19 protein-coding genes are annotated in these 20994 nt (G+C 57.8%); 14 read left to right on the plus strand and 5 right to left on the minus strand.

What is annotated here, in order from left to right; genetic code table 11:
- Positions 1-367: 367 nt before the first annotated feature.
- A complete protein-coding gene (gene phbB / locus AC13CN_RS08230) occupies positions 368-1114 on the plus strand; it encodes an acetoacetyl-CoA reductase (RefSeq protein WP_062359496.1) in 747 nt (248 codons plus the stop codon).
- A 105-nt stretch (positions 1115-1219) separates the two neighbouring features.
- Here phbB and AC13CN_RS08235 read toward each other — a convergent pair whose 3' ends face one another.
- Entirely contained in the window at positions 1220-4027 is a 2808-nt protein-coding gene (locus AC13CN_RS08235; protein ID WP_172515354.1) for a DUF349 domain-containing protein, read from the minus strand.
- 181 nt (positions 4028-4208) lie between these two features.
- Between AC13CN_RS08235 and minC the strand changes: the two genes are divergently transcribed.
- The 4 genes from minC (at position 4209) to sbcB (ending at position 7791) form a co-directional block, all read left to right on the plus strand.
- A complete protein-coding gene (gene minC / locus AC13CN_RS08240; RefSeq protein WP_172515355.1) occupies positions 4209-4946 on the plus strand; it encodes a septum site-determining protein MinC in 738 nt (245 codons plus the stop codon).
- Positions 4947-5102: 156 nt separating this feature from the next.
- Positions 5103-5921: a septum site-determining protein MinD gene (minD, locus tag AC13CN_RS08245; protein WP_062359492.1), complete on the plus strand. Its 819-nt coding sequence runs from the start codon at positions 5103-5105 to the stop codon at positions 5919-5921.
- A complete protein-coding gene (minE, locus tag AC13CN_RS08250; protein WP_016915987.1) occupies positions 5918-6169 on the plus strand; it encodes a cell division topological specificity factor MinE in 252 nt (83 codons plus the stop codon). The genes minD and minE overlap by 4 nt, the downstream gene beginning before the upstream one ends.
- A gap of 128 nt (positions 6170-6297) precedes the next feature.
- Positions 6298-7791 (plus strand): exodeoxyribonuclease I, encoded by a 1494-nt coding sequence (gene sbcB, locus AC13CN_RS08255; protein ID WP_172515356.1) that lies wholly within the window; start codon positions 6298-6300, stop codon positions 7789-7791.
- A gap of 13 nt (positions 7792-7804) precedes the next feature.
- On the opposite strand, the gene AC13CN_RS08260 is transcribed toward sbcB, so the two are convergent.
- Positions 7805-10645: an insulinase family protein gene (locus AC13CN_RS08260; protein WP_172515357.1), complete on the minus strand. Its 2841-nt coding sequence runs from the start codon at positions 10643-10645 to the stop codon at positions 7805-7807.
- A complete protein-coding gene (locus AC13CN_RS08265) occupies positions 10645-11331 on the minus strand; it encodes an SOS response-associated peptidase (RefSeq protein WP_044629627.1) in 687 nt (228 codons plus the stop codon). The genes AC13CN_RS08260 and AC13CN_RS08265 overlap by 1 nt, the downstream gene beginning before the upstream one ends.
- Positions 11332-11519: 188 nt before the next feature.
- Here AC13CN_RS08265 and AC13CN_RS08270 point away from each other — a divergent pair, with 188 nt between their 5' ends.
- Positions 11520-12134, plus strand: a complete 615-nt coding sequence (locus AC13CN_RS08270; protein ID WP_475317055.1) for a TetR/AcrR family transcriptional regulator — start codon at positions 11520-11522, stop codon at positions 12132-12134.
- A complete protein-coding gene (locus AC13CN_RS08275) occupies positions 12131-12811 on the plus strand; it encodes a 1-acyl-sn-glycerol-3-phosphate acyltransferase (RefSeq protein ID WP_483053118.1) in 681 nt (226 codons plus the stop codon). Before AC13CN_RS08270 ends, AC13CN_RS08275 begins: the two co-directional genes overlap by 4 nt.
- On the opposite strand, the gene AC13CN_RS08280 is transcribed toward AC13CN_RS08275, so the two are convergent.
- Both AC13CN_RS08280 and AC13CN_RS08285 read right to left on the minus strand, forming a co-directional pair.
- Positions 12808-14082, minus strand: a complete 1275-nt coding sequence (locus AC13CN_RS08280; RefSeq protein WP_062359483.1) for an HlyC/CorC family transporter — start codon at positions 14080-14082, stop codon at positions 12808-12810. The two genes, AC13CN_RS08275 and AC13CN_RS08280, sit on opposite strands and share 4 nt — an antisense overlap.
- Positions 14083-14186: 104 nt before the next feature.
- Entirely contained in the window at positions 14187-14984 is a 798-nt protein-coding gene (locus AC13CN_RS08285; RefSeq protein ID WP_054644946.1) for a cytochrome C assembly family protein, read from the minus strand.
- 272 nt (positions 14985-15256) lie between these two features.
- On the opposite strand from AC13CN_RS08285, the gene ffh reads away from it, so the two are divergent.
- The 7 genes from ffh to AC13CN_RS08320 all read left to right on the plus strand — a co-directional run bounded on the left by ffh (position 15257) and on the right by AC13CN_RS08320 (position 20944).
- A complete protein-coding gene (gene ffh / locus AC13CN_RS08290; protein ID WP_054640812.1) occupies positions 15257-16669 on the plus strand; it encodes a signal recognition particle protein in 1413 nt (470 codons plus the stop codon).
- A 294-nt stretch (positions 16670-16963) separates the two neighbouring features.
- The gene (gene rpsP, locus AC13CN_RS08295) at positions 16964-17212 is read left to right on the plus strand and encodes a 30S ribosomal protein S16 (RefSeq protein WP_009098555.1); all 249 of its coding nucleotides are present in this window, start codon (positions 16964-16966) and stop codon (positions 17210-17212) included.
- A gap of 58 nt (positions 17213-17270) precedes the next feature.
- Positions 17271-17816 (plus strand): ribosome maturation factor RimM, encoded by a 546-nt coding sequence (gene rimM, locus AC13CN_RS08300; protein WP_062359481.1) that lies wholly within the window; start codon positions 17271-17273, stop codon positions 17814-17816.
- Between the two features lie 89 nt (positions 17817-17905).
- Positions 17906-18682 carry a tRNA (guanosine(37)-N1)-methyltransferase TrmD gene (trmD, locus tag AC13CN_RS08305; RefSeq protein WP_058579728.1) on the plus strand — a complete coding sequence of 259 codons (777 nt, stop codon included), beginning with the start codon at positions 17906-17908 and terminating at the stop codon, positions 18680-18682.
- A gap of 152 nt (positions 18683-18834) precedes the next feature.
- Entirely contained in the window at positions 18835-19191 is a 357-nt protein-coding gene (gene rplS, locus AC13CN_RS08310) for a 50S ribosomal protein L19 (protein ID WP_054640811.1), read from the plus strand.
- Positions 19192-19296: 105 nt separating this feature from the next.
- Positions 19297-20178, plus strand: a complete 882-nt coding sequence (gene xerD, locus AC13CN_RS08315) for a site-specific tyrosine recombinase XerD (RefSeq protein ID WP_062374897.1) — start codon at positions 19297-19299, stop codon at positions 20176-20178.
- On the plus strand, positions 20153-20944 hold the full coding sequence (locus AC13CN_RS08320; protein WP_044629619.1) for a DsbC family protein: 792 nt from the start codon (positions 20153-20155) through the stop codon (positions 20942-20944). Before xerD ends, AC13CN_RS08320 begins: the two co-directional genes overlap by 26 nt.
- Positions 20945-20994: the final 50 nt, after the last annotated feature.

The following is a 20994-nucleotide window of genomic DNA, read 5'->3' on the forward strand; positions in this document are numbered from 1 at the left end:
TTTCCTTTTGGTTCATGGTGTTAGGGGTAACAACATGATACCGGCGGGAAAGCCCCCGATCTCGTTGATAGCACTGAAATTTTCAACGCTATTCAGGCAGTTACAGCACCACCTGTGGAAAAGTGGGGAGACGCTAGTCATATAAATCGCTTTCTTGCTGGCAGTCATCTTCATCGTGCTGCAACATTGAGGGAGTAAAGCTATGCTTTCAATCAGCATAACAAAAAGCTTACTGTCGGTGTGTCGCCCAATAGAACAAGCGGCGTGCTGTGAGTGAAAGAAGCGCGAATGCGCTTATTCAGAGTGGCTTGCGACGCCATAACAGTGATTAAAGTCCAAGCCATTTGTCTTATCAGGGAGGTAGTCAATGGCCAATCAAGCCCCCGTCGCCTGGGTAACTGGTGGAACTGGTGGAATCGGAACGGCAATTTGTCGTTCGTTGGCAGATGCGGGTTATCTGGTGGTGGCGGGGTACCATAACCCCGACAAAGCCAAAATCTGGCTGGAAACCCAGCAAGCCGACGGCTATAACAATATCGCATTATCGGGTGTTGATTTGTCCGACCATAACGCCTGTCTCGAAGGTGCCCGCGAAATCCATGAAAAACATGGGCCGATCAGCGTGCTGGTCAACTGCGCAGGCATTACCCGCGATGGCACCATGAAAAAGATGTCCTATGAGCAGTGGTATCAAGTGATTGATACTAACCTTAATAGCGTCTTCAATACTTGCCGTAGCGTCATTGAGGGAATGCTGGAGAATGGCTATGGGCGCATTATTAACATCTCATCCATCAACGGTCGTAAAGGCCAGTTTGGTCAGGTGAACTACGCAGCGGCCAAAGCGGGAATGCACGGGTTAACCATGTCGTTGGCGCAGGAAACGGCCACGAAGGGTATTACCGTGAATACCGTCTCCCCCGGCTATATCGCCACCGACATGATTATGAAAATTCCGGAGCAGGTTCGTGAAGCGATTCGTGAGACGATTCCGGTAAAACGCTACGGCACCCCAGAAGAGATTGGTCGTTTGGTGACGTTCCTGGCCGACAAAGAGTCCGGCTTTATCACAGGTGCCAACATTGATATTAACGGCGGCCAGTTTATGGGCTAAGCCCTACCATTAAGCACCAGCGATCTTTTCACAAGAAAGAAAGCAAAAAACGGGGGGCGATGCGCCTCCCGTTTGCTTTGTGTGCTAGCGCTATGTGTAAGCGAGTTATGGCTGGGGCGGGCGGGCCAAACGGCTCAGTAGGTTATCCAGCTCATTGACTTCTTGCAGCCATAAGTTGTGGGGCATTGGCCCTAGCGCCAACAGCGCCACCAGTACCTCGTCCAGCTCATCCGCTTTACTGCGCTCAGTATGAATGCCGCTGTTTAAGCGCTCAACTTGAATGGCGAGTCGCAGTGGTTCATCACGCTGTTTGACGCTGCCTAAGGCGAGCAATGAAAGATGGACTCTTAGGCGTGCCAACTGCTCTTCTAACGCACTCTGTTGCTCACTTGAAAGTGGCAGTGGGGTAGAGAGGCGAGCGTGATTGCGCTGCTGGTGTGCTTCGTTGAAGGCCTCTGTTAGCTCAATGGATATCTCGCTGGTAGCCTCCACGGCCTGTGCGCCCTCACCATTGAGCGCTTGCTGGTCAGCATGTAAGTGCGCATTCACTAGCGGTAGTAACGCATGCCACTGCTGCACCTGGCCAACAATTTCTAGGCGGCTTAAACGCTCTCGTTTGGCTCGCACAATGCCACTGAGGCGGCGCTGCATCCCTTCGCTACGGCGATTGCGGGGCATAGGCTCTAGCTGGCTGATACTGGCAAGGTAGGTATCTAGCCGCTCCGATTCATCTGCCTGGGTAGGTTGCCAGCCATCCATTTCATCAATAATGGCCTGCAGTTGGTCAAGCGTTTGCTGCTGGCGGTTGGCTTGTTCGTGCTTATGCGCGTCGCGCTGAGCAAACAGCTGGTCGCAGGCGCTGCGGAAGGTCTTCCATAGTGCTTGCTCCTCCCCTTTGGGCGCGCGGCCTAACGAGCGCCATTGCTGCTGTAGCTGCTTGGTGCGCGTAATGCGCGTTGCCAGTGGCTGTTCACTATCGTTTTGCAGTGCTTGCACTTGCTCAATCAGCTCACGCTTTTGTGCGGCGATCTGCTCAGCACGCTGGTCAATGAGCGCCTGCAGGCGGTGACGGATTGCCCCAAAACGGCGGCCAATAGCCTCGGAGCGCTCCCGGGGCACCGGAGAGTAGTGGCGCCATTGGTGGCGCGCTTTATCACGAATCTCCCGCAGCATATCGGGGTCGGCATCTTCAGCGGGTTGAGCAAGCAGTGTTTCCAGCTGCTCGCACAGCGCTTCGCGGCCGTGCAGGTTGGCCTCTCGTTCCTGGTCAAGCTGTGCACGCCAGGGCGCTAGGCGCTCATGGATCCGGTCAGAGGCCGCCCGAAAGCGGGCCGATTGCTCTCTGTTGGCCGCCGCATCGCCGAGTGCTTTCCACTCTTTCACCAGTTGGCGGTGGTGCCGGTCAAGCGCAGACTCCGCCATATGCGGATCGTCTGCCAATGCCTCAATGCTGGCGCAGAGCTGCTCACGTTTAGGGCCTGCTACAAAGCCGCGCCAGTCGCGCAGTTCGGCAAGCCGCGCACCCAGGTGCTTTAAGCGGCTTTTTAGCGGTTTGGCATCGCCGCTTGTCAGCGCTTCAATGGCGGGCTTTAAACGCTGATGTAAACGGCTGGCACTTTTAAATGCTCCACGCTCTAACAGGTGTTCAAAGTTATCCAGCTCAGCGCTAAGCGCATTAAGGGAGAGGTCTGGCTGCTGGGGCGGAGCATGTTGTGTGGCAAGCTGCTTTTGCGCCTGAGCGAGCAACGATGGGGCCGTCAGCGTCGCTGGCCAGCGGCACTGGGCGACGTGCTCTGCTAGCCCGTCGTGATCGCTGTTGGCCAAGGCTTGCTCTACTGCAAGGCTCACTGTTTGCCAACGCTGCCAGGCTTCCATGCTCTGCTCATACTGCTTGAGCGCTTGGCTGTAGCGCTGCTGGGTGGCCTCATTCGGCGGGTGAAGGTCCGAGAGCGACTGCCAGCGCTGGCCCAAGAGCTGGCGCTGAGCGCGTAGGCTGTCAATGTCCTGAGCGGTCAGCTCGTTGGCGTGGGTGAGCCCCTCTAGCGTCTCTTCTAGCCCTTCTAGCAGCTGATCGCGGGTGTTTTCTGCTTCAGCGCGGCGGGCAAGGCTTTGCTGGTGGGCCTGCTCTTGAGTTTCATGGTCGTGGAGCGTTTTGCGGCAGCTCAGCACCGCTTGATGAAAGCGCTGCTCCTGGCTAACGCTGGGCGGATGACTGAGGTGTTGCCACTCTCTTTCTAAATGGCGGAAGCGGCCACCGTAAAGCGGTTCCCAGGGGGCGCGGGCATGCTGCTCTAACTGGGTGAGCAGGTGCTCCCGTTGGGCCTGCTGTTCTGCAAGCCATTCAGCATCGTTACGCAGCTGGGTGAGCTTCTCTTTAGCGAAGCGAACCACCTGGCGGTCACGGCGCGCCTCTTTCAGCAGCCTCTTTAGGTTCTCTTCGTCGTTGACCCGCTCTGCTGCTTGATGACGTACCGCCGCGACGCTGTTATGGCACGCCTGCTGCACCCAGTCTTCTTCACTCGTCAGCTGCTTTAGTGCGGTGAGACGTAGCCCTAGGTTATCGCCCTGCATGGCAATCGTATTCAGCAGTCGTTGATCGGTCAGGCTCTCCACGTGAGCTTGGCGTTGCTGCAAGTCTACATGGCCCTCAGCCCCGGTGAGCCGCTGGCAAACGGCGTTGAACCATGCTTCGTCCTGGCTGTGCTGCTCATAGGCGACAAGCAGGCCATTGAGATCGTCAAGCGCGAGCAGCGCCGCTAACTGAATAGTGCTGTCGCTATCGTTGGCGAGAGTGTGTAGGGCCTTCCGCTGCTCTGTTTGCTGAGGGTCAAGCTGATGGAGTGCCTTGCGGCGCACCTCGGGATCGGGGTGTTGCCACCGAGGAGCGAACAGGCGTCGTAACAGTCCGTGCATGGATCATCCTGCTAAGAGGTGCGTAACGTGAAAAAAATAAGACATCGATGAGCAGGCGGTTGCAGTCCTCGTCGCTGTCGCTTAGCTTTGTCGTAGCGCTGTGGGTTTTCCAGCGATTCACAACGCAAAGCGCGAGATTGCGCTACCCTTATCTTACCTGAACATGACATGGAGTTCGGCCATGAGCCTCAACGCCAACAGCGCCGACGTAGCCTTTACCTTCAAGGGCGGCATGCTGCCGATGACCGTCATGGAGTTAACGAGCGCTGACCCGGAGCGTATCCGGCGGCAGCTTGCTGGCAAACTGTCGCAATCTCCCGCTTTCTTTCAGCATACACCCGTTGTGCTTAGCGTGGAAAAACTCGATGAGCCCCACCTTGCGTTAGAGCGGATTTGCGCCGTATGCCGCGACCACAAGCTGTTACCCGTGGCCGTACGTGGTGGTGCTGAGCCGATTCGCCAATCGGCATGGGCGCTGGGGCTCGGCTGGTTCGCGCCAGTTGAAGAGGGGCGCGCACGAGCGTTGGAAACTGTCGCTCCGTTGAACGAGCCAGAAGGTGATGACATTAAACCCGCTACTGCCGTTTCCGTAACCACTCGGCTTTACCGGGGGACAGTGCGTTCCGGCCAGCAGGTCAGCGCTGCAGGTAGCGACCTGATTGTAATCGGTGCGGTTAATGCCGGTGCTGAAGTGCTCGCCGCTGGCAGTATTCATGTTTATGGTGCCCTGCGCGGGCGCGCGCTGGCGGGTATTCATGGCAATACCCAGGCGGGCATTTACTGCCGCGAACTGGAAGCAGAGCTTTTATCTGTAGCGGGTAACTATAAGCGGCTGGAAGATATCGACTCGCAGCTTTTAGGGCGCGCTGCAGAAGTCCATTTCATAAAAGAGCAGCTGGAAATTAAGCCGTTGGGGTAAGCCGCTTGGCTGAGAGGCGGTTAATGCTTCATGCCTAGCGACGCCACGGCCGCTATCCGTTACAGTGTGCTGTTTTGATGACATTGATGTTCCCGTTATGCGCGTAGCGCAACGTAATCGTGCTCGCAATGAACGACTTCAAGAAGGAAGTGACTCTTGGCCAAAATTATTGTTGTGACCTCAGGTAAAGGGGGGGTCGGTAAAACCACTAGCGCCGCAGCGATTTCGACGGGGCTTGCGCTACGTGGCAAAAAGACGGTCGTCATTGATTTCGACGTAGGCCTGCGCAACCTAGATTTGATTATGGGCTGCGAACGCCGGGTGGTGTACGACCTCGTCAATGTGATTCAAGGAGAGGCCGGGCTAAACCAGGCGCTGATCCGTGATAAACGTGTCGAAAATCTGTTTATTCTCCCCGCCTCGCAAACCCGGGATAAAGACGCCTTAACCCAAGAGGGCGTCGAGAAAGTTCTTGAACAGCTTAAAGGTGATTTTGACTATATTTTATGCGATTCGCCCGCGGGGATTGAGCGTGGCGCGCAGCTGGCTATGTACTACGCCGACGAGGCGATTGTCGTGACTAACCCGGAAGTCTCTTCCGTGCGTGACTCTGATCGTATTCTGGGGCTGCTAGGCTCGAAAACCCAGCGTGCTGAGCAGAGCTTAGATCCGGTGAAAGAGCACCTGCTGATTACCCGCTATAACCCAGCCCGCGTGACGTCAGGCGATATGCTGACCCTGGACGATATCCGTGAGATTCTGGCAATTGATCTGCTCGGCCTGATCCCCGAATCAGAAGCGGTGTTGCGTGCGTCTAACCAGGGTGTTCCGGTCACTCACGATGCTTCAAGTGACGCGGGCCAAGCCTACACTGATACCGTTTCGCGCCTGCTAGGTGAGGAGATGCCGCTGCGCTTCCATGAAATGCAGCGTAAAAGTCTACTGAGCAGGATGTTTGGGGGTAGTCGTCGATGAAACTGTTGGAGTTCTTGAAGCGTGAGCGCAAGAAATCCGCCTCGGTGGCCAAAGAACGATTACAAATCATCGTGGCGCATCAGCGTAGCCAACGTGGTCAGCCTGACTACATGCCGCTGCTTGAGCGCGAACTGCTCGAAGTGATCCGTCGTTATGTGCATGTGGATGACGACGCCATTCAAATTTCGCTGGATAGCGAAGATAACTGTTCGGTGCTTGAGCTTAACGTCACGCTGCCTAAAAGCTAAACGTTAAGGAGCGCTTAGAGGGGCGGCGGGAAGCGTCGCGGGTGTGCTAGGCTTGGGCTTTTGTTCCCATCCAGCGAATGATGCCTCGGCGCATGGGTGGGCTGTCACGCTCAAGGGAGTTTGCATCCATGGCGCCACCGAATGCCGCCCCTGCCAGTTTTCTCTGGCACGATTATGAGACCTTTGGTGCCGATCCGCGTCGCGATCGGCCCGCTCAGTTTGCTGCATTACGCACCGATGCCGACCTCAACGAAATCGGCGACCCTATCGAGCTGTACTGTAAGCCCGCCGATGATTATTTGCCGCACCCCTCCGCTTGCCTGATTACCGGCATCACGCCTCAAAAAGCGCAGCGTCGTGGGCTTCCCGAAGCCGAGTTCGCCCGTCAGGTGCAGAGCGCCATGAGCGAGCCCGGCACCTGCGTGGCAGGCTACAACAGCCTGCGTTTTGATGATGAAGTCTCCCGCCATCTGTTTTATCGCAACCTGCTTGATCCCTATGCCCGCGAGTGGCAAAACGGCAACTCCCGATGGGATTTAATCGACGTGGTGCGGGCGTTCTATGCGCTGCGCCCAGAGGGTATTGAGTGGCCGCTGCGGGAAGATGGCGCTCCCAGCTTTAAACTGGAGCACCTCACCGCTGCGAATGGCATTGCCCATGAGGGCGCCCACGACGCGGTGTCAGATGTGCGCGCCACCATCGCGCTGGCGCGGCTGTTGAAAGCGCGTAACCCTAAACTGTTCGATTACCTGCTTGGCCTGCGCGGCAAGCGCGCGGTGGCCAAGCAGCTGGACCTGCCCAGTGCCAAGCCGCTGCTGCATATTTCCCGCCGCTATCCTGCCAGCCGAGGCTGTAGCGCGCTGGTGATGCCGCTGGCGGAGCACCCCACGAACCCCAACGGGGTGATCGTTTACGATTTAAGCGTCGACCCCGGCGATTTACTGGCGCTCAGCGCCGAGCAGATTCGTGAGCGGGTGTTCGTCAGCCAGCAGGATCTCTCTGAAGGGGAGGCGCGCATTCCGCTCAAAGTCATTCATATCAACCGCTGCCCGGTAATCTTTCCAGCCAAGGTGTTGAAAGATGTTGAGGGCGAGCAGAAAGGTGAGTACGGCGCGATTGTCGCGCGTCTAGGCATCGATATTGCCGCCTGCCGAGGGCACTGGAAAACCCTACGTGAGGCTAGCGGTTTAGCGCAGAAGGTGGCCGAGGTGTTCAGTGGCGGCTACGAAGAGTCGCCTCAAGACCCTGACTTAATGCTCTACTCCGGCAGTTTTTTCTCTGCCGCTGACCGTCAGCAGATGGAGCGAGTGCTGGCCATGGACCCCTGGGACTTAGTGGGGCAGCGCTTCGCCTTTCAAGACCCACGCCTGGAAGAGATGCTGTTTCGCTTTCGCGCCCGCAGCTACCCCGACACCCTGGAGGGTGAAGAGCGCGAGCAGTGGGAGGCGTTTCGCTGGATGCGCATGAACGATCCCGCGCTATCGGGTTTTACGCTTAAAGCATTTGCCCGGGAAATCGAGCGTTATAATCAGCAAGCGCTAACAGACCGAGAGCGCCAGATACTCGAAGAGTTGGTGATGTTTGTTGAGGCCATGATGCCAGCCCAGGCATTTGATGCCTGAGCTGGCGGTGGGGTTAGCGCGCGTCGAACGGCGTGCGCGCTTCACGGTAGGTCGCGATGTCGCTGGGCGAGTCGCCGGGATTGAAGCGAATATCCAGCTGGCGTGATAGAAGTTCTGGCCATAGCGATTGGAGCTCCTCAACGCTTACGTCCAAAGCAAGGGCTGCTAACTGCTCGCGGCGGTCAAAGCGCACCTCATCGAGCGCGGTGGCCTGCCAATAGCGGTTGGTCATGCTTGGCAGGCTAGTGTCCCGTTGGTTCAGGCGGTCGTGAACCGCTTGACGGTGGGCAGCCAGTTCGCCATTGCTTAGTGTGTTAAGACGCGCTTCTGCGGCTTCCATAAAAGCATCCATGCGCTCGGCAATGGTGCTGCTATCCACATCCGGCGACTGTACGATCAGACTAATGCCCGGGGCTTCCAGCATCGGTGAATAGCCCGCATTGACGATATAACCTAGTTGCTCTTCAGTGCGTAACTGCTGGTAGAACGGCGTGTCTAGCCACTGGGCTAGCACGCTCAAGCGCGCCTGCTCCTCAACGCTGGTATCGCGCCCCTGCAGATAGCGTAGCACCAGCGACTCTTCGCGAGTGCTGTGAGGATGCAGTATTTCCGACTCACTACTGACTTCTAGCGGTGTCAGCGGAGGAATGTCGTCGCGTGTCAAACGTGGCGTAAGCGCACCGCGAATCAGGTTAGCCTGTTCCTGCGCCTGCTCGGCGTTCAGGTTGCCCACCGCCATGGCGTCGATGTACAAATCATCCAAGAAGCGCCGACGGAAATTCTCCAAATGGCGCTTCTCTAGCCGCTGGCTCGCTTCCAGTAGTTCAGCAGTGGACCACTGCGGCGTCAGTAGTGCTTCACCTAGTGCGCGGCTTGCCTGGCCGGTGAGCGATGCTTGAGGGGCGTTACGCCACTCCCGCTGTAGCTGATAGCGCACCCGCTCAAACGCACCGGTAGAGATATCCGCCTGCTGAAGCTGTTCAAGGGCTTGCTCGATCAGCGGAGTTTGGCCATCGCGCCAGCCGGAAAACGACAGCGTCATACCGCGCGCGTGGGCGTAAGCACTAAATGACTGCCCAGCGATCCAAGCGGGGTAGAGCGACTCATTAAGGCTGTCGTTCAGCCAGCCTGCCAGCAAGCGCGTGAGTACCGCTTCTTCCGCCGAGTAGCTGGCGCTGGGGTGCTGCAAGCTCACCCGCCACTCGACGCTGGGCGTATTAAAACGGCTGTCCTGCATGTGCCAAGCGGTAAACGTAGGCGTCTCAATCAAGGCAGTAGGCTGCTCATCCTGGCCCCCCTGAAGGGTGAGGTCGCTGGCAATAAAGGGGTTAGGTTCTGGCAAGGCTAAGCCGCTCAGCGCCTGGCCGATGGCGGTCGGCGGCTGCTCTTTCCACTGGGTGTTAAACCACGGCGATACGGTGTCGCTTTCGACATCCGGTGCAGAGTAAAAACGTAGCATGTTGTCCTGAGTCAGTGCGTCCAAGTAGCGCTGCTGGCGTTCACTGTCCATGCCGTCCATCCGGTACGCGGCGTACTGCACGTCCTCGACCGGGTAGCGCGAAAGGCTCATGGCTAGGCGGGTGGCCTCTTGCTGGGGGGCGCCGTGCTGCTGAAAGCGAAATGCCTGCTCGCTAAGGCTTTTCTGCTCGTCGTAGCGCCACTCGGCCAGCCCGTCGGCGCGAATCTGCTCGATCGCGGCAAACAGCGTGGCTTCGATGTCGTCAAGGCGTTCGGCACCTGCGGGCGTCAGGCTAATGGAGACGGTAAATAGTGCTTCATTGCCATCACCGCGGCCCACACCCGCTGAGAGCCCGTCGGCTAGGCCCGCCTCACGCAGCACGGCCAGCAGGCTACCGTCACCCTCATCGCCCAGTAAATGCGCAATGAGCTGAGTTGGCTTGGTGCGATACTCGTCGGTAGGGTCGGGAATCGGGAAATAGAAACGCAGTTGGCGACGATCCTGCAGCGATTGTCGCTCTACGTAGCGCGGCAGCGTGTCGGGGTCGATCAGCGGTGCATCAATGGTGGGGGCGCTCAAATCATGATCGGGAATATCGGCAAACCGCTCCACCACTAGGGCTTCCAGCTCGTCCAGCGGTTGGGGAGCTACCACCGCCAAGTTCATCACGTTGGCATCGTAGTAGCGGTGGTAGAAGTCGATCACTCGCTCGCGCAGCGTTGCCTCGCCTTCTGGGTCGGCTAGCGTGTCTCGGCTGCCCACCGCAAACCCTGTAGTGGGATTGTCAGGGTTGAGTAACTGGTTTAGCACATCGTTCTCGCGGCGTGATTCATCGCGAATACGCGCCATGTACTCGGAGTGAACGATATTGCGCTCGCTCTCCAAGTGGTCAGCATTAAACAGCGGAGAGAGGAAAAACTCGCTAAAGCGGTCTAGTGCGCCGGGCAGTGCTGAAGGCTCAATATCGAAAAAGTAGTTGGTGTCCTGCTGGGCCGTGAAGGCGTTATGAGAGCCTGCGTTGTCGGAAATATATTGCTGGTAGGCATCCGATTGCGGGTAGGGTTCGGTGCCCAAGAACAGCATATGTTCCAAAAAGTGCGCCAGCCCCTGCAGGTCGTCTGGGTCCTGGGCGCTGCCGACCCGCACGTTCATGGAGGCGGCGGCTTTATCAGCCTCCGGGTCGCTCACTAATAGCGCCTGCAGGCCGTTTTCGAGCGTTAAAACGCGGTAGTCGCGGTCATCAAACGGGCTCACCTTGGGGATGGTCACATCTGCCACCGGGCTCTCTTCCGCCCATGCGCTGGGGGCGGCTATCCAGAGCAGGCTGATGGTCAGGCCGAGAACGGCACGCCGCGCCTTGAGGCGGGGCGGAATAGCGTAAGTAGGTCGCAACATTACGGCTCCTGTGACACGGTCCAGCGCAGCATCGGCCCTGTGGGGTGCGCGCAAGAGGGTGACTGGTAGGCAGGGTTATTAACATGCTTTGATACCGGAAAAGCGCCCAACAGTTCCAGCGGTGCCGGTATCAATAGTGGTGTTAGCGACGATAAATCAGTGCTGGGGTCTAACCATTGCGTCAGCGCTTCCGGTGGAATGATCACCGGTAGACGGTCGGTGAGCGACGATAAGCAAGCGTTGGCGGGCACACTGATCAGCGCTGTTGAGTCGGCAAACGTAGTTAACGTGGTGTGATAACGGCACCATAGCGCGCCTAGCAGCAGCGGCGCGCGATTCACCTGGGTGACCAGAAACGGCTGTTTGCTGCGGGCCTGGGGCTTCCAGACGTAAAAGCCGCTGACCGGAATTACGCAGCGCCGGGCGCTAAAGGCCTCGTGAAACATGGCCCGCTTGCTCAGTGTTTCCGCTCGCGCGCAGTGGGGGGCGTGGTCGAGCACTTTGAGCCACGGCGGCGTCAGCCCCCAAAACAGTGGCGTATGTGTTAAGCGCCCCTGCTCAAGGCGGAAGGCCGACACAGGTTGACGCGGGGCTAGATTGGGCGACTCAATGAGTGGCTCGGTGCTCTTCAGGTCTGGCGCAAGGCGGGCGAGCGATAGGCGCTGTACGTGTAGGCGTCCCGTCATGCCGATCTCCTTAATGCGCGATGCCTGCGGCGCTGGTACAAAGTGGCGAGGGGGAGTAGCAATACGTTAAATGTCGCGTTTTAGTGTCGAAAACAGTGTTCGATGTAAGGTATCCTATCGTATACCTTGCTCACGCTAAAGCGCGATGAGGCTTCTTCCCTGTTTGCCGTTGACCTGAAGAGATCGCCATGGCCCGTCCTAGACAGCATGCGCCCGATGCCCTCCATGCGCAGGTCATGCACGCTTGTGATGAGTGGTTGGCTAAGCAGCCAGTCCATGGTTTATCACTACGTGCCCTGGCCAGAGAGGTGGGCTGTGCGCCCAGTACGCTGCTAAAACTATACGGCAGCTTTAATAATTTATTGCAGCATGTCAACGTCGAAACCCTCGCGCGTTTGCAGCATACCATTACCAGCCTGGCTGAGGATGCCCCGGAGCCGTGGCTGCGTTCCCTGGCACACGCCTATTGGCGGTTTGCGGAGCAAGACTGCTACCGTTGGCAGCTGCTGTTTGACTACCCGCTCGCCCAGGAAGGGGAGTTGGACCAGCGCCAGAGCGACCTGATTGAAGCCCTGTTTACCCAGGTGGAGACATCGTTAAAGCAGTATCAACCTGCGCTGGATGACCTGGAAGCACGCTGCCTTGGCCGTACCTTGTGGGGCAGCGTTCACGGCTTGGTGCAGCTTGGCTTGAACGAGCGGCTAGGCTACTGGCAAGGGCAGCAACTCAAAGTCGATGAACTATTGGATCAACTCATGAGCACCGTGCTGGCCGGGTTGCGACACCGGGAGGCGGTGACGTGACATGGGGAATCAAAACCACCCGCTGCTTGCTGCGCCGCGTGATCTACGTGGCCATGCGCGTTTGCTACCGGCTGTCGGTGCATGGCCAAGGGCACGTACCCAAACGGGGCGCTGCGTTGGTCGTCTGTAACCACGTTAGCTTTATGGACGCGTTGGTGCTGGGCGGTGGAAGCCCTAGGTCGCTACGGTTTGTGATGGATCAGCCCATCTTCGAATCCCGCTGGCTGAAGTGGTGGTTTCAACTGGTCGGAGCGATTCCGATCGAATCGGAACGCCATAGCCCGGGAGCGCTGCGGCGCACCCTGGATGAAGTGAGCAAGGCGCTGCGTGAGGGCGATATCGTGATGGTGTTTCCGGAAGGGCGCTTAACCCCAGATGGCGACATTCATACCTTTCGCCGTGGGCTCGAAACCATTCTCGCCCGAGACAACGTGCCAGTAATTCCGGCAGGCTTGGCGGGGCTCTGGGGGTCGTGGACCTCCCACTACGGCGGCAAAGCACTAAAGAAGTGGCCTTCGCGGTTTAGAGCGCCAGTGAGCCTGCACTTTGGCCCGCCCATTTTAGTGCATGAAGTCGAGGGTGTGGCGTTAAGGCGCTTCTTGGAGCAGCGGGTTAGGGCATTGAAGGCTGCGGGCGATAGCGAGATCGCCCGTTGCCAGCCGCGACAGCAGGATTAGCGGCGGGGCAAGCGCAGCTTTTGCCAGCAGCGCGCCGAGGTAATCAGGTTATCGCGGATTTCCAGAATCTCCATCCGCGTGTTGCCGATCTGCAGGCAGGCTGGGCCTTCTGGGAAGGCCTCCAAGTGCTCAAGGATGAGTCCGTTTAGCGTCTTCGGGCCATCGGTGGGCAACTGCCACCCCAGCATCTTATTGATCTCACGAATGTTAGCCGTGCCTTCAATGACATGGCTACCATCATCCTGCTGGTGAATCTCGTCATCTTCAGAAACGTCGGTGGTGAACTCGCCGACGATCTCTTCGAGAATATCCTCAAGTGTCACCAGCCCCTCTACATCGCCGTACTCATCCACCACGATGCCGATCCGCCGCTTCTGCTTTTGAAAATTCAGCAGCTGGGTATGCAGCGGTGTGGATTCGGGAATGAAGTAGGGCTCGCGTGCCTCTTGAACAATCGCCGCTTTAGTGACTTCGCTGCGGGATAAAAAGCGCGCCGCGTTGCGCAGGTGCAGCATGCCAATAATGTTGTTGATATCGCCCTTATAGACCGGCAGGCGTGTGTGCTGGCTGGTGCGGATCTGGGTCAGAATATCTTCCAGCGAGTCGTCCAGGTCGATGCCCAACACTTCGTGGCGGGGCACCATGATGTCGTTCACCGTCACGTTTTCAAGATCCAGAATCGACAGCAGCATGGCCCGGTGGCGGTAAGGGATCAGGGTGCCCGCTTCATGCACCACAGTGCGCAGCTCGTCACGAGTTAGGCTATCGCCGCCACTATCCACGCTTTTCACGCCAATCAGCCTTAGCAGACCGTTCGACATCACATTGACCAGCCATACCAAGGGGTAGAGTAGCTTTAGCAGCGGCTCCAGGGCGTAGGAGGTGGGGTAAGCAATGCGCTCAGGCTTGATGGCCGCGTAGGTTTTGGGTGTAACTTCCGCGAAAATCAGAATAGTGATGGTGAGCAACGCGGTGGAAATAGCCGGGCCGGACACATCGCCAAAAAAGTGGATGGCAATAATCGTGGCAATGGAGGCTGCCAAGTTATTGACGAAGTTATTGCCAATCAGAATAACGCCAATGAGTCGATCAGGGCGGGTGAGCAAGCGCATCACGCGCTTGGCGCTACGGTCGCCGCTGTTGGCTTGGTGGCTAAGTCGATAGCGGTTGATCGACATCATGCCCGTTTCAGAACTAGAGAAGAAGGCAGACAGCAGGATGAGTAAGGCTAGCAGGCCGAACAGTAACCCCAGAGGGAAGTCGTCGCTCAAGTCGAAAGTTCCTTTATGGCGTATTAAGCTCGATTTGTAGAAGCATGGCAGTGGCGTGTCAAGCGTGCGTTTACTGACGCGAGATCACCACTAAGCCCGCAGACTTAGCGGTTAAGCAGAATTTCCAGCACGAATTTACTACCAAAGTAGGCCAGCAGCAGAAGGGCACAGCCACCGAGGGTCCAGCGCACGGCACGCATGCCGCGCCAGCCAAAACGGTAGCGGCCCACCAGTAGCGTGGTGAAAATGATCCAGGCGCCCAGTGAGAGAACAGTTTTATGAACCAAGTGCTGAGCAAACAGGTTATCGAGGAAGATTAAGCCGCTGATAATTGAGAGTGTCAGCAGCACAATGCCTGCCCAGACCAGTTCAAACAGCACCCGCTCCATGGTGGTCAGCGGTGGCAGCGACTGGACGATTCCGCGAATATGGTGGTGACGCAGCGCCTGGTTTTGCAATCCCACCAGCACCGCTTGCACGGCGGCAATGGCGAGCACGGCAAACGCCAGAGCAGAGCTCACGGCATGCAGCAAAATACCCGGTGTTAAGCCGCTATGGCTGCCCTGGCTAGGCAGCCAAGTGGCCACAACCAGGGCAATGCCAGCAAGTGGAAACAGCGCGATGCCCGCATTAAGCACTGGCTTGAATAGGCTGGCCACCAGCACCACATTCACCGCCACCGCCATCAATAACGTGGCACTGGTGGTAAAGCCGGGCAGCAGCCCCGGTGATTCCCCCACCAACTGCACGACCACGGGAATATGCAACAGTAGGCCCAGCGCGCCTAGCAGACGTACCATGCCCTGGCGGGGAGGCACCCGGCGAAACAGCGTCATGCCCTGCCAAATGGCAGCGGCGACATAGAGTATAAAAGCGATCGTGGCGAACGGGAGCGCCTGCATGATGCTATCCATGCGCCTTGCAGCGCGTTGTTGAGAAGAACAGGGTCAGAACAGCGCCTGTATCCGAGTGGCAATACCTCCCAGTCAGGACGCCTCAATGTATTTTCCGGTCATCTAGATCGGCCCGCCTACTATAACCAATCAAGGCGGCGTCGCACAGCCATCGAGCGCCAACGCTGACGCCCATGGAGACTCAGGCCGCGAGCGCGTATAATCTCGGCCACATTCGTCCGGTGAATACGCCCGGCGACAGCGACGGAGGCAGAGGCCCCATGTTTCAGAATCTGAGCGAGCGTCTTTCCCAGACGCTGAAGTCGATCAAAGGCCAAGCACGGCTAACCGACGACAATATCAAAGATACCCTACGTGAAGTACGCAAAGCGCTGCTTGAGGCAGACGTAGCGCTACCGGTAGTTAAAGCCTTTATTGAGCGGGTGCGCGAGCGTGCGGTCGGCCAAGAGGTGTCGAAAAGCCTCTCGCCGGGCCAGCAGTTCGTCAAAATCGTCCAGCAAGAGCTGGAAGCGATTATGGGCGAGGCCAATGAAGGCCTTGGCCTAAAAGGCTCTCCCGCTGTCGTGCTGATGGCCGGTTTGCAGGGGGCGGGTAAAACCACCTCCGTCGCCAAGCTGGCCCGCTACCTGCGCGAGCGCGAAAAGAAAAAAGTGCTGGTGGTCTCGGCAGACGTCTACCGTCCGGCGGCCATCGACCAGCTTGAAACCCTGGCGAAAGAGGTTCAGGTCGACTTCTTTCCCTCCCGCTCTGATCAGAAGCCGGTCGACATCGCCAACGCGGCCATCAAGCACGCTAAAATTCAGTTCCACGACGTAGTGCTAGTCGATACTGCAGGCCGCCTTGCCATCGATGAAGCGATGATGGCGGAAATTCAGGCACTGCATAAGGCGGTTTCTCCCCAAGAAACGCTGTTTGTTGTCGATGCCATGACTGGCCAGGATGCGGTAAATACCGCCAAGGCGTTCAATGAAGCGCTGCCCTTGACCGGTGTGATCCTGACCAAGGCTGATGGTGATGCAAGGGGTGGTGCTGCACTGTCTGTCCGTCATGTCACGGGTAAGCCGATCAAGTTTATGGGGGTTGGTGAAAAGGTCGATGCGCTAGAGCCTTTCCACCCCGACCGGGTCGCGTCTCGAATTCTTGGTATGGGCGACATGCTGTCGCTGATCGAAGAAGCCGAGCGCACGGTGGATAAAGACAAGGCCGCCAAGCTTGCCAGTAAGGTGAAGAAGGGCGATGGCTTTGATCTTGAGGACTTCCGTGACCAGCTTCAGCAGCTCAAGAAAATGGGCGGCATGGGCGGCCTGCTCGGCAAACTGCCGGGCATGGGCCAAATGGCCGAACTGGCGCAAGGCCCCGGCCCTGAGAAGGAGCTAGGCAAGCTAGAAGCGCTGATCAACTCCATGACGCCCAAAGAGCGCCGCAAGCCCGACATCATTAACGGTTCGCGCAAACGCCGCATAGCAGCGGGGGCGGGCCTGCAGGTGCCTGACTTGAACCGCCTGCTAAAGCAGCACAAGCAGATGCAGAAGATGATGAAGAAAGCGGGCAAGAAAGGTGGCATGCAGAAAATGATGCGCGGTATGTCGGGCATGATGGGTGGCGGCGGCGGCCCGGGTGGCCCCGGTGGTATGGGCGGCATGGGTGGTCCTGGCGGCTTACCCTGGCGCTAAATGGTACCTGTCGTCGCGTTCTGATGCGCTTGGTAAGGTTGACGACCTGTGAGTTTTCTGGCTGTCAGGCTTTCCAAGCCGAGCGCATTTGCGTAGAATGCGGCCTCTTCATGCGTGGGTGTTGGCAAAATGTGCGTTAGCACGGCGCCAATACTTGCCAGTGAAGGTCCTGATGGTGTGTCGCCTTGGCTTATATAAGCAGGTGGTGCGCCAAGAAAACAGTATGACGAGTGTTCTGATAGCGGTTTGCGCTATGCCCCACTCTCGTAACCTCAACCGAAGGATAGTTATCGTATGGTTACCATTCGTTTGGCACGTGGTGGCGCCAAAAAGCGTCCCTTTTATCACCTGACTGTTACCGATTCTCGCAACGCCCGTGATGGCCGTTTCATCGAGCGTATCGGCTTCTTCAATCCGGTTGCCCGTGGTCAAGAAGAGCGTCTGCGTGTTGATCTGGATCGCGTTACTCACTGGCAGAGCCAAGGCGCCCAGCTGTCTGGTCGTGTTGCTGAGCTGGTTAAAGAAGCGCGCAAGCAGGCCTAAGCCTGTTGCCCGTCGCAAGTCATAGCAATAGATGCTGTTGTAGCTGGAGTGGTCGTCAATGACGCGTTTTAACACTAGCCATACTGACGACACACATGTGGTGCTTGGTAAGCTAACTAGCCCTCACGGGATTAAAGGTTGGCTGAAGGTGTACTCCTATACCAACCCCATGGACAGCATTCTAGAGTACCCTGAGTGGTGGGTGCGCCAAGGGGAAACCCTCACGCGTATGACCGTGGTTCAGGGGAGTCGGCAAGGTAAAGGGTTGGTGGTGCAGTTAAAAGGTGTGGATGACCGAACGGCAGCCGAAGCGCTGGCGCAAGCGGATATCCTGATGCCGAAAGAGTCACTGCCCGAGCTTTCCGACGATGAGTATTACTGGCATGAGCTTGAGGGCCTTACTGTCTTCACTCAGTCAGGCGAGCGGTTAGGGCAGGTCAGCTACCTGTTTGAAACCGGCGCGAACGATGTCATGGTGGTACGCGGTGATAACGACGCAATCGATAAGCGCGAGCGGCTGTTACCCTTCCTGCCCGATGATGTGATCGTTGAGATCAGCCTGGAAGACGGCCGTATGGTGGTTGACTGGGACCCTGAGTTTTGATGAGCCAAGACGCTTTGAACGAACTTACGGCGACGGATGCAACGGTGGCAGCAGAGGAGTCTGCAGGCAGCCAAACAGACGCACCAGCGATGTGGATTGGTGTGGTATCGCTGTTTCCTGAGATGTTCGATGCGATTACCCAGCAGGGCGTGATCGGTCGGGCGGTAGAGAAACAGCGCATTGCCCTAGAGTTTTGGAATCCGCGGGATTATGCCACCGACCGCCACCGCAGCGTGGACGATCGCCCCTATGGCGGCGGCCCCGGTATGCTAATGAAGGTAGACACCCTCCGGGCGGCTATCTTTGATGCTCGCCAACGTGCCGAGCAGGCAACCGGTCTCACGCCGACGGTGATCTACCTATCGCCCCAAGGGCGCCGGTTAGATCAGCAGGGCGTTCAAGTGCTCGCCTCGGCAGGCCCTCTTGTAGTGGTTGCCGGGCGCTATGAAGGCATTGATGAGCGCGTGGTGGAGAGTGACATCGATGAAGAATGGTCGATTGGCGACTATGTGCTGAGTGGCGGTGAGCTGCCCGCGATGGTGCTGATCGACGCAGCGGCAAGGTTGGTACCCGGCGTGCTGGGCCACCAGGATTCCGCTATCGAAGACTCGTTTAATGACGGCTTGTTAGACTGCCCGCACTATACCCGTCCTGAAGTCATCGACGGGCGCCAAGTGCCTGAGGTGCTGCTAAGCGGAAATCATGCAGCCATCAAGCGCTGGCGGTTAAAGCAGTCGCTGGGGCGTACCTGGCAGCGTCGTCCTGATCTGTTAGCAGGGCGAACCCTTAACGCCGAGCAGCAAGTGCTGCTAGACGAGTTTATCGAGGAACACGCTCTGTCCGCTACGTTGGGTAAAGCGGAGTAGGCAGAGCGGCGGTGCAGGACGGATACAGTAGTAAGCTTACGTACCTGCGTCACCCATAACGACTCCCGCGTAGCTCGCTTCGAGCGCCGGGATCACGGTTTGCCCCTTCCACGACTGCGTGGCAAGCCATTACGTTATTTAGGAGTATGAAGATGAGCAGCAAGAACAAGGTGATCCAGGCGATCGAAGCCGAGCAAATGAGCAAAGAGATTCCTGCTTTTGCACCGGGCGACACCATCGTCGTTCAGGTTAAAGTAAAAGAAGGTACTCGTGAGCGTCTGCAGGCGTTTGAAGGTGTGGTCATCGGTAAGCGTAACCGCGGCCTGAACTCCGCTTTCACCGTACGCAAAATCTCCCACGGTGTTGGCGTTGAGCGTACCTTCCAGACCTACAGCCCGCTGGTTGACTCTATCGAAGTCAAGCGTCGTGGTGACGTTCGTCAAGCCAAACTGTACTACCTGCGTGAGCGCAGCGGTAAGTCGGCGCGTATCAAGGAAAAACTGGCTTAATCGCCACTTTTTTCACGGGCGCACGGCGCTCGGATACGGAAAACCCCGTCACCGCTTTGCGGGGCGGGGTTTTTGTTTGTCGCCTTGCAGGGAGACCGTTAGCCTATGAGCGTGATTGATGCTTATCTGGATGCTCTGTGGTTAGAGCAGGGAGCCAGCGACCATACGCTAGCGGCCTATCGTCGCGATTTAGCCGCTTGGCAGCAGCAGCTTGAACGCGATGATGAAACGTTGCTCACGGCGTCCCCCGCGCGGTTTGGCGCTTGGATGGAGCAGCGCCGCGAGCAGGGCTATCAACTGCGCAGCAATGCCAGAATGCTTTCGTCACTGCGCAGTTTTTATCGCTGGGCACGACTGTATGGTCATATCGACAGCGACCCGCTGGCCAACGTGTCGCTCCCCAAAGTGCGCCCCAGCCTGCCCGATACGTTGGAAGAAGACGAGGTCGAGCGCCTGCTGCTGGCCCCGGATGTGGGCACGCCGCTGGGTGTGCGTGATCGCACCATGCTGGAGCTGCTTTACGCCTGTGGGCTGCGGGTGTCTGAGCTTGTTGGCCTGACCGGCGATGCAGTCAACTTGCGCCAGGGGGTGGTGCGCGTGCGCGGCAAAGGGGATAAAGACCGCCTAGTGCCCATGGGGGAGGAGGCCGCCGAGTGGCTAGCGCAGTACTTAAAAACGGCGCGGCCAGCGTTGATGCAGGACCCAACGCGCCCAGCGCTGTTCCCCGGGCGAGGCGATAACTCAATGACGCGGCAGACATTTTGGCACCGTATTAAAGCCCACGCCATCACGGCAGGAATATCGCGGCCGCTGTCGCCTCACACGTTGCGCCACGCATTCGCGACTCATTTATTGAATCATGGGGCTAATTTACGGGTCGTACAGCTGCTGTTAGGTCATAGCGACCTATCCACCACACAAATTTATACTCACGTTGCCCAGGCGCGCCTGGAGCAACTGCATGCTGACCACCATCCACGAGGTTAATCAAAGAATGCGCCAACGTATGCCCTCAGCTGCGAAATCCTGTGCCCCCTGGCTGGTGCTGGCGGGCAGTTTACTGCCTGCTTTTGCCTACGCCGATGATGTTGCCGAGCGCTTGGCTGAAAATTTACAGGTGAACGGCCAGCCGATGCCGGTAGAGCAGGTGAGCGCCACGCCGATGGAAGGGATCTATCATGTTCGTCTGGAGAGCGGTGAGTCGTTTTACTCCAATGCCGACGGTAGCCACTTTTTGGTAGGGGACCTCTACCAAAATGCGGATAATGGACTAGTGAATCTGACCGAGCAGTCCCGCAACCAAGAGCGAGCAGCGGCGCTGGCAGCGATTCCCGAGAGCGAGCGCGTCGTGTTTAGGGGCGTCGAGGAGCCCAAGGCCACGGTGGTGGTGTTTACCGACCCCACCTGCCCCTATTGCGAGCGCCTCCATGAGACCGTGCCCGAGCTCAACGAACGTGGGATTGCGGTACACTATCTCGCTTTTCCACGAGCTGGTATGGGCAGTGGCGCCGCTAACACCCTCCAGCAAGTCTGGTGCTCTGATAACCGCAGTGAAGCGATGAATCAGGCTAAAGAGGGCCAGACGATTGCCGCAGAAGCCAGCTGCGATAACCCGGTGGCAGATCAGTACGCCTTGGGGCAAGCGCTAGGGGTGCAAGGCACGCCAGCTATTATCCTGCCCGATGGGCAAATGGTGCCTGGATTTGTACCCCCCGAGCGGCTCGTTGCCATGTTAGGCTTGGAAGATGAATAACGTCACATAAGTGACGAACGGACACGCTGAGACACTGATTTAAGAAGCGG

The organism is Vreelandella sp. L-25, from assembly GCF_056857535.1.

Coding starts and splice junctions, on each gene's coding strand:
- phbB (WP_062359496.1), top strand. CDS start 368: ATGGCCAATCAAGCCCCCGTCGCCTGGGTAACTGGTGGAACTGGTGGA.
- AC13CN_RS08235 (WP_172515354.1), bottom strand. CDS start 4,027: ATGCACGGACTGTTACGACGCCTGTTCGCTCCTCGGTGGCAACACCCC.
- minC (WP_172515355.1), top strand. CDS start 4,209: ATGAGCCTCAACGCCAACAGCGCCGACGTAGCCTTTACCTTCAAGGGC.
- minE (WP_016915987.1), top strand. CDS start 5,918: ATGAAACTGTTGGAGTTCTTGAAGCGTGAGCGCAAGAAATCCGCCTCG.
- sbcB (WP_172515356.1), top strand. CDS start 6,298: ATGGCGCCACCGAATGCCGCCCCTGCCAGTTTTCTCTGGCACGATTAT.
- AC13CN_RS08260 (WP_172515357.1), bottom strand. CDS start 10,645: ATGTTGCGACCTACTTACGCTATTCCGCCCCGCCTCAAGGCGCGGCGT.
- AC13CN_RS08265 (WP_044629627.1), bottom strand. CDS start 11,331: ATGACGGGACGCCTACACGTACAGCGCCTATCGCTCGCCCGCCTTGCG.
- AC13CN_RS08270 (WP_475317055.1), top strand. CDS start 11,520: ATGGCCCGTCCTAGACAGCATGCGCCCGATGCCCTCCATGCGCAGGTC.
- AC13CN_RS08285 (WP_054644946.1), bottom strand. CDS start 14,984: ATGCAGGCGCTCCCGTTCGCCACGATCGCTTTTATACTCTATGTCGCC.
- ffh (WP_054640812.1), top strand. CDS start 15,257: ATGTTTCAGAATCTGAGCGAGCGTCTTTCCCAGACGCTGAAGTCGATC.
- rpsP (WP_009098555.1), top strand. CDS start 16,964: ATGGTTACCATTCGTTTGGCACGTGGTGGCGCCAAAAAGCGTCCCTTT.
- rimM (WP_062359481.1), top strand. CDS start 17,271: ATGACGCGTTTTAACACTAGCCATACTGACGACACACATGTGGTGCTT.
- trmD (WP_058579728.1), top strand. CDS start 17,906: ATGTGGATTGGTGTGGTATCGCTGTTTCCTGAGATGTTCGATGCGATT.
- rplS (WP_054640811.1), top strand. CDS start 18,835: ATGAGCAGCAAGAACAAGGTGATCCAGGCGATCGAAGCCGAGCAAATG.
- xerD (WP_062374897.1), top strand. CDS start 19,297: ATGAGCGTGATTGATGCTTATCTGGATGCTCTGTGGTTAGAGCAGGGA.
- AC13CN_RS08320 (WP_044629619.1), top strand. CDS start 20,153: ATGCTGACCACCATCCACGAGGTTAATCAAAGAATGCGCCAACGTATG.